This is a genomic window from Pseudomonas sp. MF08817 (assembly GCF_059862705.1).
This window is the reverse complement of the sequence record NZ_JCBCUY010000031.1, coordinates 19,626-33,037: the sequence shown is the minus strand read 5'-3', so window position 1 is coordinate 33,037 and position 13,412 is coordinate 19,626. Positions and strand designations below refer to the sequence as shown.

General features: G+C 63.8%; 12 protein-coding genes. All 12 read left to right on the top strand.

The features are described from left to right. Positions 1–38: 38 nt before the first annotated feature. Genes mraZ through AC19YR_RS18680 form a run of 12 tightly spaced genes read left to right on the top strand, consistent with a single transcriptional unit; the run spans position 39 to position 13,408 of the window. Positions 39–494: a division/cell wall cluster transcriptional repressor MraZ gene (gene mraZ, locus AC19YR_RS18735; protein ID WP_019693566.1), complete on the top strand. Its 456-nt coding sequence runs from the start codon at positions 39–41 to the stop codon at positions 492–494. Continuing rightward, positions 491–1,438 (top strand): 16S rRNA (cytosine(1402)-N(4))-methyltransferase RsmH, encoded by a 948-nt coding sequence (rsmH, locus tag AC19YR_RS18730; protein WP_371856204.1) that lies wholly within the window; start codon positions 491–493, stop codon positions 1,436–1,438. Before mraZ ends, rsmH begins: the two co-directional genes overlap by 4 nt. Then, positions 1,435–1,728, top strand: a complete 294-nt coding sequence (gene ftsL, locus AC19YR_RS18725; protein WP_095106063.1) for a cell division protein FtsL — start codon at positions 1,435–1,437, stop codon at positions 1,726–1,728. Before rsmH ends, ftsL begins: the two co-directional genes overlap by 4 nt. Continuing rightward, positions 1,728–3,467, top strand: a complete 1,740-nt coding sequence (locus AC19YR_RS18720; RefSeq protein ID WP_176465034.1) for a peptidoglycan D,D-transpeptidase FtsI family protein — start codon at positions 1,728–1,730, stop codon at positions 3,465–3,467. Before ftsL ends, AC19YR_RS18720 begins: the two co-directional genes overlap by 1 nt. After that, positions 3,467–4,930 carry a UDP-N-acetylmuramoyl-L-alanyl-D-glutamate--2,6-diaminopimelate ligase gene (locus tag AC19YR_RS18715; protein ID WP_500599637.1) on the top strand — a complete coding sequence of 488 codons (1,464 nt, stop codon included), beginning with the start codon at positions 3,467–3,469 and terminating at the stop codon, positions 4,928–4,930. Before AC19YR_RS18720 ends, AC19YR_RS18715 begins: the two co-directional genes overlap by 1 nt. Next, positions 4,923–6,290, top strand: coding sequence for a UDP-N-acetylmuramoyl-tripeptide--D-alanyl-D-alanine ligase (locus AC19YR_RS18710; protein WP_500599636.1), 1,368 nt, complete (start codon positions 4,923–4,925; stop codon positions 6,288–6,290). Before AC19YR_RS18715 ends, AC19YR_RS18710 begins: the two co-directional genes overlap by 8 nt. Further along, positions 6,290–7,372, top strand: a complete 1,083-nt coding sequence (gene mraY, locus AC19YR_RS18705; RefSeq protein WP_095106072.1) for a phospho-N-acetylmuramoyl-pentapeptide-transferase — start codon at positions 6,290–6,292, stop codon at positions 7,370–7,372. The genes AC19YR_RS18710 and mraY overlap by 1 nt, the downstream gene beginning before the upstream one ends. Positions 7,373–7,378: 6 nt before the next feature. Next, on the top strand, positions 7,379–8,725 hold the full coding sequence (gene murD / locus AC19YR_RS18700; protein WP_500599635.1) for a UDP-N-acetylmuramoyl-L-alanine--D-glutamate ligase: 1,347 nt from the start codon (positions 7,379–7,381) through the stop codon (positions 8,723–8,725). Next, positions 8,722–9,945: a putative lipid II flippase FtsW gene (gene ftsW / locus AC19YR_RS18695; RefSeq protein WP_095106076.1), complete on the top strand. Its 1,224-nt coding sequence runs from the start codon at positions 8,722–8,724 to the stop codon at positions 9,943–9,945. The genes murD and ftsW overlap by 4 nt, the downstream gene beginning before the upstream one ends. Beyond that, positions 9,935–11,005 (top strand): undecaprenyldiphospho-muramoylpentapeptide beta-N-acetylglucosaminyltransferase, encoded by a 1,071-nt coding sequence (gene murG / locus AC19YR_RS18690; RefSeq protein ID WP_500599632.1) that lies wholly within the window; start codon positions 9,935–9,937, stop codon positions 11,003–11,005. The genes ftsW and murG overlap by 11 nt, the downstream gene beginning before the upstream one ends. Further along, entirely contained in the window at positions 10,998–12,455 is a 1,458-nt protein-coding gene (murC, locus tag AC19YR_RS18685; protein ID WP_095106080.1) for a UDP-N-acetylmuramate--L-alanine ligase, read from the top strand. Before murG ends, murC begins: the two co-directional genes overlap by 8 nt. Beyond that, the gene (locus AC19YR_RS18680) at positions 12,452–13,408 is read left to right on the top strand and encodes a D-alanine--D-alanine ligase (RefSeq protein ID WP_500599630.1); all 957 of its coding nucleotides are present in this window, start codon (positions 12,452–12,454) and stop codon (positions 13,406–13,408) included. The genes murC and AC19YR_RS18680 overlap by 4 nt, the downstream gene beginning before the upstream one ends. Positions 13,409–13,412 lie beyond the last annotated feature (4 nt).

The window sequence follows — 13,412 nt, the reverse complement described above, 5'->3', positions numbered from 1 at the left end:
TTTGAGCGCAAAACGCTAATATTTGGAGAAGCGCAGACGTGTTTCGCGGAGCTAACGCTATCAGTCTCGATGCAAAGGGCCGTCTCGCCATGCCGAGCCGGTACCGTGACGAGCTCGTTTCGCGAAGTTCCGGTCAGTTAATCGTCACGATCGACGCCGTTGATCCTTGTTTATGTGTTTACCCGCTCGATGAGTGGGAGCTGATCGAAACCAAACTGCGCGCACTGCCTTCTCTGCGCGAAGAGAACCGCCGCCTGCAACGCTTGCTGATTGGCAATGCCGTGGATCTGGAGCTCGATGGCAGTGGCCGTTTCCTGGTTCCGCCCCGTTTGCGCGAATACGCCAAGCTCGATAAGCGCGCCATGCTGGTGGGCCAACTGAACAAGTTCCAGTTATGGGACGAAGATGCCTGGGATGCGGTTTCTGCCGCTGACCTGGCTGCCATTCAACAACCGGGCGCCATGCCTGATGAACTGCGTGATTTGATCCTGTGACTATTGATAGCGGCTTTAACCACATCACCGTACTGCTTGACGAAGCCGTCGAGGCTCTCGCCGTACGTGCTGATGGCTGCTATTTGGATGGCACGTTCGGGCGCGGTGGGCACAGCCGCTTGATCCTCAGCCACCTTGGGCCAGAGGGACGGCTGCTGGGGTTCGACAAGGACCCTCAAGCGATTGCCACAGGGCAAGCGCTAGCGGCCGAAGACGGCCGCTTTGTCATTGTGCAGCGCAGTTTTGCCGAGTTGGGTGCCGAAGTGGCCGAGCGCGGCATGGCCGGCAAGGTCAGCGGCGTGCTGCTGGACCTTGGCGTGTCGTCGCCGCAGCTGGACGACCCGGAGCGCGGCTTCAGCTTCATGAACGATGGCCCCCTCGACATGCGCATGGACCCGTCGCGCGGGGTCAGTGCTGCCGAGTTCGTCAATACCGCACCCGTGGAAGAAATCGCCCGTGTCTTCAAGGAATACGGCGAAGAGCGCTTTTCCGGGCGTATGGCTCGTGCCGTGGCCGAGCGCCGCGATATCACGCCGTTCGAACGCACTGCCGACCTGGCCGAAGTACTGAAAGTCGCCAACCCTGCCTGGGAAAAGGGCAAGAACCCCGCTACCCGCGCGTTTCAGGGCCTGCGCATCCACGTCAACAACGAGTTGGGCGACCTGGAGACCGGCCTGGAAGCCGCATTGGAGTCCCTGGAGGTGGGCGGGCGCCTGGTCGTTATCAGCTTCCACTCCCTGGAAGACCGCATCGTCAAACTGTTCATGCGCAAACTGGTCAAGGGCGAATCGGACAACCTGCCGCGTAACCTGCCTGTACGCTTTGAAGCGTTCGTGCCAAAAATCAAAGTCCATGGCAAGGCGCAGTTCGCGGGTGAAGCCGAACTCAAGGCCAACCCGCGCGCCCGTAGCGCGGTCATGCGCGTCGCGGAGAAGCTGCGGTGAGCAGGCTTTTCGCCAAGCCCCTGCCCGGCGGAAGCTTTTTCATGCTGCTGCTGTTCATTGGCGTGCTCGTCTCGGCGATTGCTGTGTCTTACAGCGCCCACTGGAATCGCCAGTTGCTCAACACCCTGTACGGAGAGTTGAGCGTACGCGACAAAGCTCAGGCCGAATGGGGGCGTTTGATCCTCGAGCAAAGCACTTGGACCGCCCACAGCCGTATTGAAGTGCTGGCCACCGAGCAACTGAAAATGCGCATTCCCGGCGCGGCAGAAGTGCGCATGGTGGCGCCATGATGAAACTCGAGGGCGCGCTCTATCCGTGGCGTTTCCGCGTGGTGCTGGGGTTGCTGGCACTGATGGTGGGCGCGATCGCCTGGCGTATCGTCGACCTGCAAGTGGTCGACCGTGCGTTCCTCAAGGGTCAGGGCGATGCGCGCAGCGTGCGGCACATCCCTATCCCGGCGCACCGCGGGCTGATTACAGACCGCAATGGCGAGCCCCTGGCCGTCAGCACTCCGGTGACCACCCTGTGGGCCAACGCCAAGGAAATGCAGCAGGCCAAGGCCCAGTGGCCGTCCCTCGCGGCGGCATTGGGGCAGGACCCGAAGGTGTTGTCCGAGCGCCTGCAAGCCCAGGCCAATAAAGAATTCATCTATCTGGTGCGCGGCCTTACCCCCGAGCAGGGCCAGAGCGTGCTCGATCTGAAAGTGCCGGGCGTGTATGGCATCGAAGAGTTCCGCCGCTTTTACCCTGCCGGAGAAGTCACCGCCCATATGGTCGGCTTTACCGACATCGATGATCGCGGGCGCGAAGGCGTGGAGTTGGCCTATGACGAATGGCTGGCCGGTGTCGCCGGCAAGCGCCAAGTCATCAAGGATCGGCGCGGCAGGTTAATCAAGGATGTCCAGGTCACCAAAAACGCCAAGGCCGGTAAGCCCTTGGCGTTGTCGATTGACCTGCGCCTGCAATACCTGGCCAACCGCGAGCTGCGCAACGCCATCGTCGATAACGGCGCCAAGGCCGGTAGCCTGGTGATTATGGACGTCAAGACCGGCGAGATCCTGGCCATGGTCAACCAGCCGACCTACAACCCCAACAACCGTCGCAACCTGCAACCGGCGATGATGCGCAACCGCGCCATGATCGACGTGTTCGAGCCGGGTTCGACCATGAAAGCGATCTCCATGAGCGCGGCCCTGGAAAGTGGGCGCTGGAAGCCCAGCGACAAAGTCGAGGTGTATCCGGGCACGCTGCAACTGGGCAAATACACCATCCGTGACGTGTCCAGGACCGAAGGCCCGGTGCTTGACCTCACAGGCATCCTGATTAACTCCAGTAACGTGGGCATGAGCAAGATTGCCTTCGATATCGGCGGCGAGAGCATTTTCCGCCTGGCACAAAAAATCGGCCTGGGCCAGGACACCGGCCTGGGTTTCCCGGGTGAGCGTGTCGGCAACCTGCCCAACTACCGCGAATGGCGCAAGGCCGAAACGGCCACGCTGTCTTACGGCTACGGCTTGTCGGTGACCGCGATCCAACTGGTTCACGCCTTCTCGGTCCTGGCCAACAACGGTCGCATGGCGCCGCTGACCCTGATTAAGACCGACAAGGCCCCAGACACCGCCCAGGTGATCCCGGAGCACGTCGCCAAGACCATCCAGGGCATGTTGCAGCAGGTGATCGAGGCCCCGCGCGGCGTGTTCCGTGCGCAAGTGCCGGCCTATCACGTGGCGGGCAAGTCCGGTACCGCGCGCAAGACCTCCGTGGGCACCAAGGGCTACGCCGAGAATTCCTACCGTTCGCTGTTCGCCGGTTTCGGCCCCATGAGTGACCCGCGCTACGCCATCGTTGTCGTCATCGACGAACCGAGCAAGGCCGGCTACTTCGGTGGCCTGGTTTCGGCGCCGGTGTTCAGCAAAGTGATGTCCGGCACCCTGCGCCTGATGAACATCACCCCGGATAACCTGCCGGCCACGCAGCAAGCGGCCACGGCACCGGTAGTACCTGTACAAGCCAATGGAGGGCGCGGCTGATGTCTCTTAGCCTAAACAAGATTTTCGCCCATGCCGGCCATGATCTGCTGATTCGTGAACTGACCCTCGACAGCCGCCACGTGCGCGCCGGCGACCTGTTCCTCGCGGTGCCGGGCGGCAAGCTCGACGGCCGTGCCCACATCGCCGATGCCTTGCAACGCGGTGCGGCGGCGGTGGCCTATGAGGTCGAAGGCGCCACCGTGTTGCCGATCACCGATGTCCCGCTGATCCCGGTCAAGGGCTTGGCGGCGCAGCTTTCCGATATCGCCGGGCGTTTCTACGGCGAGCCGAGCCGCCACCTGAACCTGGTGGGCGTCACCGGCACCAACGGCAAAACCAGCGTGACCCAATTGGTGGCCCAGGCCCTGGACCTGTTGGGCCAGCACTGTGGCATCGTCGGCACCCTGGGCACCGGTTTCTACGGCGCGCTGCAAAGCGGCCTGCACACCACGCCCAACCCGATTGCCGTGCAAGCCACCCTGGCGGACCTGAAAAAGGCCGGGGCCAAGGCTGTGGCCATGGAAGTGTCTTCCCACGGGTTGGATCAGGGCCGGGTCAGCGCCCTGGCGTTCGACGTGGCAGTGTTGACCAACCTGTCCCGCGATCACCTGGATTACCACGGCACCATGCAGGCTTATGGCCAAGCCAAGGCCAAGCTGTTCGCCTGGAACGACTTGCGCTGCCGGGTCATCAACCTGGACGACGCATTCGGCCGGCAACTGGCGGCGCAACCGCAGGATTCGCGCCTGATCGGCTACAGCCTGGAAGATTCGAGCGCCTACCTTTATTGCCGCGAAGCCCACTTCGACGATGAAGGCGTGCGCGCCACCCTGGTCACGCCCCAGGGCGAGCACCATTTGCGCAGCACCCTGCTGGGGCGTTTCAACCTGAGCAACGTGCTGGCGGCGATTGGCGCCTTACTCGGCCTGGATTACCCACTGGATGAAATCCTGCGGGTTCTGCCCAAGCTCGAAGGCCCGGTTGGGCGCATGCAGCGCCTGGGTGGCGGGGCGCGGCCGCTGGTGGTGGTTGACTACGCCCACACCCCGGACGCCTTGGAAAAAGTATTGATGGCCCTGCGCCCCCACGCCAAGGGCCAGTTGCTGTGCCTGTTCGGCTGTGGCGGTGACCGTGATCGCGGCAAACGGCCGTTGATGGCGGCCACCGTCGAACGCTTGGCCGACGGCGTGCTCGTCACCGACGACAACCCACGCAGCGAAGACCCCGCGCAGATTTTCGCGGACATCCGCGCCGGTTTCACGGCGGTGGATAACGTCACCTTTGTCGCCGGTCGTGGTGTGGCCATTGCCCAGTTGATCGCCGGTGCCAGCGCCGATGACGTGATTGTTTTGGCCGGCAAAGGTCACGAGGACTATCAGGAAATCAACGGCGAACGCCAGCCCTTCTCCGACCTAGTGGAGGCCGAACGCGCCTTGGCCGCGTGGGAGGTGGCCCATGCTTAAAGCCTTGTTGCTGAGCGAAGTCGCCGCGGTGCTGGGCGGCCGCCTGCTGGGCGCCGATGCACGCTTTGACGGTGTGAGCATCGACAGCCGTGCCATCGCTGCGGGCCAGTTGTTCGTCGCCCTGATCGGGCCGCGTTTCGACGGCCACGATTACCTCAATCAAGTGGCCGCCAAAGGCGCGGTCGCAGCCTTGGTGGAGCGGGAAGTGGCCAACAGCGCGATCCCGCAGTTGCTGGTGGCCAACGCCCGCGTGGCCCTGGGCCAACTGGGTGCCCTGAACCGTGCGGCGTACACCCACCCGGTAGTGGCCATCACCGGCTCCAGCGGCAAGACCACGGTCAAGGAAATGCTCGCCAGCATCCTGCGCACCCGCGGGCCCGTGCACGCGACCCGCGGCAATCTGAATAACGACCTGGGCGTGCCATTGACCCTGCTCGAACTGGCCCCGCAACACACCGCGGCCGTCATCGAACTGGGCGCTTCGCGCCTCGGCGAGATCGCCTACACCGTGGCCATGACCCGGCCCCACGTTGCCGTGCTCAACAATGCCGGCACAGCCCACGTCGGCGAGTTTGGCGGCCCGGAAAAAATCGTCGAGGCCAAAGGCGAGATCATCGAAGGCCTGCAGGCCGACGGTATCGCCGTGCTCAACCGCGACGACAAAGCCTTCGCCATTTGGCAGGCCCGCGCCGGCGCACGCCGGGTGCTGAGTTTTGCCCTGAGCAACAGCGCCGCCGATTTCCATGCCAGCGACATGAGCCTCGATGCTCGTGGCTGCCCGGCGTTCACCCTGCACGCGCCCGATGGCAGCGAGCGGGTGCAACTGAACCTGCTCGGCACCCATAACATCGCCAATGCCTTGGCCGCCGCCGCTGCCGCCCATGCCTTGGGTGTGTCGCTGTTTGGCATCGCCACCGGCCTGGGCGCGGTGCAACCGGTCAAGGGCCGCACGGTTGCGCAACTGGCGCGCAACGGCATGCGTGTGATCGATGACACTTACAACGCCAACCCCACCTCAATGTGCGCCGCCATTGATATACTCGCCGGCTTTTCCGGGCGCACCGTCCTGGTGCTCGGCGATATCGGCGAATTGGGTGACTGGGCGCAGCAGGGCCACCACGACGTGGGCGCCTATGCCGCCGGCAAGGTTTCGACCCTATACGCCGTGGGCCCGCTGATGGCTCACGTGGTACAGGCTTTTGGCCCGCAGGCCCGTCATTTCGCCACCCAGGCTGAGTTGATTGCCGCCCTGGGCGCCGAGCAGGACCCAAACACCACCATTTTGATTAAGGGATCGCGCAGCGCGGCGATGGAAAACATCGTTGCGGCTTTGTGTGGCCCGAGCGGGGAGAAACATTAATGCTGCTGCTGCTAGCGGAGTATCTGCAACAGTTCCACAAAGGCTTCGCGGTCTTCCAGTATCTGACCCTGCGCGGGATTCTCGGGGTACTGACCGCGCTGTCCTTGTCGTTGTGCCTGGGCCCGTGGATGATCCGTACCCTGCAAAACCTGCAAATTGGCCAGTCGGTGCGTAACGACGGGCCGCAGTCGCACCTGTCCAAATCCGGTACGCCGACCATGGGCGGCGCATTGATCCTGTCTTCCATCGGCATCAGCACCCTGTTGTGGGCCGATCTGAGCAACCGCTACGTGTGGGTTGTGCTCTTGGTGACACTGTTGTTCGGCGCCATCGGTTGGGTGGATGACTACCGCAAGGTGATCGAGAAGAACTCCAAAGGCCTGCCGAGCCGCTGGAAGTACTTCTGGCAATCGGTGTTCGGCCTGGGCGCTGCGGTCTTCCTTTATATGACTGCGCCAAGCGCGGTGGAAACCACCCTGATCCTGCCGATGCTCAAAGACATCAGCATCCCCCTGGGCGCGGGCTTCGTCGTGCTGACCTACTTCGTGATCGTCGGCTCGAGCAACGCGGTCAACCTGACCGACGGCCTCGATGGCCTGGCGATCATGCCGACCGTGATGGTGGGCGGCGCGCTGGGGATTTTTTGCTACCTGTCGGGCAACGTGAAATTCGCTGAATACCTGTTGATCCCCTACGTGCCGGGCGCCGGCGAGCTGATCGTGTTCTGCGGCGCGCTGATCGGCGCCGGCCTGGGCTTTTTGTGGTTCAACACCTACCCGGCGCAAGTGTTCATGGGTGACGTCGGCGCGCTGGCGCTGGGCGCGGCCCTGGGCACCATCGCGGTGATCGTGCGCCAGGAAATCGTGCTGTTCATCATGGGCGGCGTGTTCGTGATGGAAACCCTGTCGGTGGTGATTCAGGTCGCCTCCTTCAAATTGACCGGCCGCCGGGTGTTTCGCATGGCGCCGATCCACCACCACTTTGAACTCAAGGGCTGGCCCGAGCCGCGTGTGATCGTCCGTTTCTGGATCATCACCGTGATTCTGGTGCTGTTCGGCCTTGCCACCCTGAAACTGAGGTAGAAACGAGTGTCCTTGATCGCTTCTGACCACTTCCGCATCGTTGTCGGCCTCGGCAAGAGCGGCATGTCCCTGGTTCGCTTCCTGGCGAACCGGGGCACGTCGTTTGCCGTGGCCGACACGCGGGAAAATCCACCGGAGCTGGTCACGCTGCGCCGTGACTATCCGCACGTGGAAGTGCGTTGTGGCGAGTTGGATGTGGAATTTCTGTGCCGTGCCGACGAGCTCTACGTGAGCCCCGGCCTGGCCCTGGCCACCCCAGCCCTGCAAGCCGCCGCGGCCCGTGGCGTGAAGTTGTCCGGTGACATCGAGCTGTTTGCGCGCAACGCCAAGGCGCCGATCGTCGCCATCAGCGGTTCCAACGCGAAAAGCACCGTGACCACCCTGGTGGGCGAGATGGCCGCAGCGGCGGGCAAGCGTGTCGCCGTGGGCGGCAACCTCGGTACGCCGGCGCTGGACCTGCTCAGCGACGACGTCGAGTTGTACGTGATGGAGTTGTCGAGTTTCCAACTCGAAACCACCGATCAACTGGGCGCCGAAGTGGCCACCGTGCTGAACATCAGCGAAGACCACATGGACCGCTACAGCGGCCTGCCGGCGTATCACCTGGCCAAGCACCGGATCTTCCGGGGTGCGCGACAAGTGGTGGTCAACCGCCAGGATGCCCTGAGCCGTCCGCTGATGGGTGAGGGCCTGCCGTGCTGGACCTTCGGCTTGAGCCAGCCCGATTTCAAGGCTTTTGGCCTGCGCGAAGAAAACGGCGAGAAGTACCTGGCGTTCGAGTTCCAAAACCTGATGCCGGTGCGCGAGCTGAAAATCCGCGGCTCCCACAACCAGTCCAATGCCCTCGCGGCCCTGGCGCTGGGCCATGCGGTCGGCCTGCCGTTCGACGCCATGTTGGCGACCCTGCGCACCTTCGCCGGCCTGGAGCATCGCTGCCAATGGCTGCGCGACTTGGACGGCGTGAGCTACTACAACGACTCCAAAGCCACCAACGTCGGCGCGGCGCTGGCGGCCATCGAAGGCCTGGGCGCGGACATCAGCGGCAAACTGGTGCTGATTGCCGGGGGCGATGGCAAGGGGGCCGAATTCAAGGACCTGCACAACCCGGTGGCGGCCAACTGCCGCGCCGTGGTGCTGATGGGCCGCGACCGCGAACTGATCGCCCAGGCTTTGGGCGATGCGGTGCCGCTGATCCGCGTCGACTCGCTGGATGAGGCCGTGGCCCAGTGCCGTGCACTGGCCCAGCCGGGCGATGCGGTGCTGCTGTCGCCGGCCTGCGCCAGTTTCGACATGTTCAAGAACTACGAAGACCGTGGGCAATTGTTCGCCCGCGCCGTGGAGGGCTTGGCATGATCGCGGCCCTGAGCAACATCATCAAACCGTACCCTTCGCCGTTGATTACCGGGCGCGGCATCGACCTCGACTTCCCGATGCTCGCCGGTTGCCTGGCGCTGCTGGGCCTGGGGTTGGTGATGATTACCTCGGCGTCGTCGGAAGTGGCGGCGGTGCAGTCCGGCAACACGCTTTATCACATGATCCGCCACCTGGTGTACCTGCTGATCGGCCTGGGGGCTTGCTTGGTCACCATGATGATCCCTATCGCCACCTGGCAACGCCTGGGCTGGCTGATGCTGGTCGGTGCCTTCGGCCTGTTGGTGATGGTGCTGATACCGGGCATCGGCCGTGAAGTGAACGGTTCTATGCGCTGGATCGGCTTCAGTTTCTTCAACGTGCAGCCTTCGGAAATCGCCAAGGTCTTTGTGGTCATCTACCTCGCCGGTTACCTGGTGCGCCGCCAAAAAGAGGTGCGCGAGAGCTGGATGGGTTTCTTCAAGCCGTTCATCGTGCTGCTGCCCATGGCCGGCCTGTTGCTGATGGAACCGGACTTCGGCGCCACCGTGGTGATGATGGGCGCGGCGGCGGCCATGCTGTTCCTCGGCGGCGTCGGCTTGTTCCGCTTTGCCTTGATGGTGGCGCTGGCTGTCGGCGCGGTGTTCGTCCTGGTGCAGGCGCAGCCTTACCGGATGGCCCGCTTGATTACCTTTACCGACCCCTGGGCCGACCAGTTCGGCTCCGGCTACCAGTTGACCCAGGCGTTGATCGCCTTCGGTCGTGGCGAATGGCTGGGCGTGGGCCTGGGCAACAGTGTGCAGAAGCAGTTCTACCTGCCTGAAGCCCATACCGACTTCGTGTTTTCCGTGTTGGCCGAAGAACTGGGCGTCGTGGGCTCGTTGGTGACGCTGGCGTTGTTTACCTTCGTCTGCGTGCGGGCCATGTACATCGGTTTGTGGGCAGAGAAGGCCAAGCAGTTCTTTGCCGCCTACGTGGCCTACGGCTTGGCGTTCCTGTGGATCGGCCAGTTCCTGATTAACATCGGCGTGAACACCGGGCTGCTGCCAACCAAAGGCCTGACCTTGCCTTTCCTCAGCTACGGCGGCAGTTCGTTGGTGATCTGCTGCGCGTGCCTGGGCCTGTTGTTGCGCATCGAGTGGGAGAGCCGTACCCACCTGGGCAGCGAGGAGATGGAGTTCAAAGAGAGCGACTTCGCCGAGGAGCCGACCCATGGGCGCTAACGTGCTGATTATGGCCGGCGGCACCGGCGGCCACGTGTTCCCGGCCCTGGCCTGCGCCCGTGAATTCCAGGCGCGTGGCTACACCGTGCACTGGCTCGGCACCCCGCGCGGGATCGAGAATGAATTGGTGCCCGGCGCCGGCCTGCAGTTGCATCTGATCGACGCCAGTGGCCTGCGGGGTAAGGGCAAGTTGTCGTTGCTCAAGGCGCCGTTCATGTTGCTCAAGTCGATCTGCCAGGCGCGTAAGGTGATCCGCCAGTTGCGTCCGGTGTGCGTGGTCGGTTTTGGTGGCTATGTCACCGGCCCCGGCGGCGTTGCCGCCAAGTTGGCCGGCGTGCCGGTGATCGTCCACGAGCAGAACGCCGTGGCCGGCACCGCCAACCGCTTGCTGGTGCCCTTGGCGGCGCGGGTCTGCGAAGCCTTCCCGGATACCTTCGCCGCCTCGGCCTCGCGCCGTACCACCGGCAACCCGGTGCGCGGTGAACTGTTCCTCAATACCCCGCGCCCGGCCCTGGCCGAGCGCCGCGCGCGCTTGCTGATCCTGGGCGGAAGCCTGGGCGCCGAACCGCTGAACAAACTGCTGCCCGAAGCCCTGGCCCTGGTCGCCGCGCAGCTGCGCCCCGAGGTGTTCCACCAGGCAGGCAAGCATCACGATGAAGTCACCGCCCAGCGCTATCGCGCCGCGGGTGTCGATGCCCAGGTGCAACCCTTCATCAAAGACATGGCCCAAGCCTATGGCTGGGCCGACCTGGTGGTCTGCCGCGCAGGCGCGCTGACCGTCAGTGAACTGGCCGCTGCCGGGCTGCCCTCGATGCTGGTGCCGTTGCCCCATGCCATCGACGATCACCAGACCCGCAACGCCGACTATTTGGCCCGTGAAGGCGCTGCCTTCCTGATGCCGCAGAGAACGACTGGTGCAGCGGACCTTGCCGCTCGCCTGACAGAGGTTTTGATGCAACCAGAACGACTCGACACCATGGCCCAGGCTGCTCGCCGCCTGGCCAAACCCGATGCCACCCGTAACGTGGTCGATACCTGCCTGGAGGTGGTTCATGGTTGAGAATCAAAAAGCCATGCCGCAACCGGAAATGCGCCGTATCCGCCGCATCCACTTCGTCGGTATCGGCGGCGTGGGCATGTGCGGGATCGCCGAAGTGTTGTTGAACCTGGGCTACAACGTCTCCGGTTCCGACCTCAAGGCATCGCCCGTCACTGAACGCCTGGAATCCTTTGGCGCTCAGATCTTCATCGGCCACCGCGCCGAGAACGCCGCGAGCGCCGATGTATTGGTGGTTTCCAGTGCCGTGAACACCTCCAACCCGGAAGTCGCCACCGCCCTGGAACGCCGTATCCCGGTGGTGCCGCGCGCCGAGATGCTGGCCGAGCTGATGCGTTACCGCCACGGCATCGCCGTCGCCGGCACCCACGGCAAAACCACCACCACCAGCCTGATTGCTTCGGTGTTCGCCGCCGGTGGCCTGGACCCGACCTTCGTCATCGGTGGCCGGCTGAATGCAGCAGGCACCAATGCACAACTGGGCACCAGCCGTTACCTGATCGCCGAAGCCGACGAAAGCGACGCCAGTTTCCTGCACTTGCAGCCGCTGGTGGCCGTGGTCACCAACATCGACGCTGACCACATGGCGACCTACGACGGCGACTTCAACAAACTGAAGAAAACCTTCGTCGAGTTCCTGCACAACCTGCCGTTCTACGGGCTGGCGGTGCTGTGCCTGGACGACCCGGTGGTGCGCGAAATTCTGCCGCTGGTCAAGCGCCCGACCGTGACCTACGGCTTCAGCGAAGAAGCGGACGTGCGTGCGATCAATGTTCGCCAGCAAGGCATGCAGACCTTCTTCACCGTTCTGCGCCCCGACCGCGAGCCGCTGGACGTTTCGGTGAACATGCCGGGCAACCACAATGTGCTCAACTCCCTGGCGACCATTTGCATCGCCACCGACGAAGGCGTCAGCGATGAGGCCATCGTCCAGGGCCTATCGGGCTTCCAGGGTGTGGGCCGACGCTTCCAGGTCTACGGCGAACTGCCGGTCGAAGGCGGCAACGTGATGCTGGTGGACGATTACGGCCACCACCCGACCGAAGTCGCGGCCGTCATCAAAGCGGTGCGCGGCGGTTGGCCGGAGCGGCGCCTGGTGATGGTCTACCAGCCGCACCGCTACAGCCGCACTCGCGATCTGTACGACGATTTCGTGCAGGTGCTGGCCGACGCCAACGTGCTGCTGCTGATGGAGGTCTACCCGGCCGGCGAGGAGCCGATCCCGGGGGCCGACAGCCGCCAGTTGTGCCACAGCATCCGCCAGCGCGGCCAACTCGACCCGATCTACATCGAGCGCGGTGTCGACCTCGCGCCGCTGGTCAAGCCACTGCTGCGCGCCGGCGACATCCTGCTGTGCCAGGGTGCCGGTGATATCGGCGGCCTCGCGCCCAAACTCTTGAATAGCCCGCTGTTCGCGGGGGCCGTTGCTGCCGGCCAGGGGAAATCGAAATGACTGCTGCCTACGCCAACCTGGCCTCCACCCTGGACCCGAAAAGCTTCGGCCGCGTCGCTGTGCTGTTCGGCGGCAAGAGCGCCGAGCGCGAAGTCTCGCTCAAGTCCGGCAATGCGGTACTCAGCGCGCTGCAAAGCGGTGGGGTGGACGCGTTCGGCATCGACGTGGGCGACGATTTCTTGCAACGCCTGCTCAGCGAAAAAATCGACCGTGCCTTCATCATCCTCCACGGCCGTGGCGGTGAAGACGGCAGCATGCAGGGCCTGCTCGAATGCGCCGGCATCCCTTACACCGGCAGCGGCATCCTCGCCTCGGCCTTGGCCATGGACAAATTGCGCACCAAACAGGTGTGGCACAGCCTGGGTATTCCGACGCCGCGCCACACCGTGTTGTGCAGCGAAGAGGACTGTATTTCTGCCATCAAGGAACTGGGCGTGCCTTTGATCGTCAAACCGGCCCATGAAGGTTCAAGTATTGGTATGGCCAAGGTGACCTCCGCCCCCGAGTTGATCGAGGCGTGGAAAGCGGCCAGTACCTACGATTCGCAAGTGTTGGTCGAGCAATGGATCCAGGGTCCGGAGTTCACCATCGCCACCCTGCGTGGCCAGGTTTTGCCGCCCATCGCCCTGGGCACGCCCCACACCTTTTACGACTACGACGCCAAGTACCTGGCTTGCGATACCCAGTACCGGATCCCGTGTGGTCTGGCGCCGCAGAAAGAACAGGAGCTCATGGACCTCACCGCCAAGGCCTGCGATGCGCTGGGCATTGGCGGCTGGGGCCGGGCCGATGTGATGCAAGACGCCGACGGGCAGTTCTGGTTCCTGGAAGTCAACACCGCGCCGGGCATGACCGACCACAGCCTGGTGCCGATGGCGGCCCGTGCCGCTGGCCTGGATTTCCAGCAACTGGTGCTGTCGATCCTGGCGGCCAGTGTCGAGGCGAGAGGTTAAACCC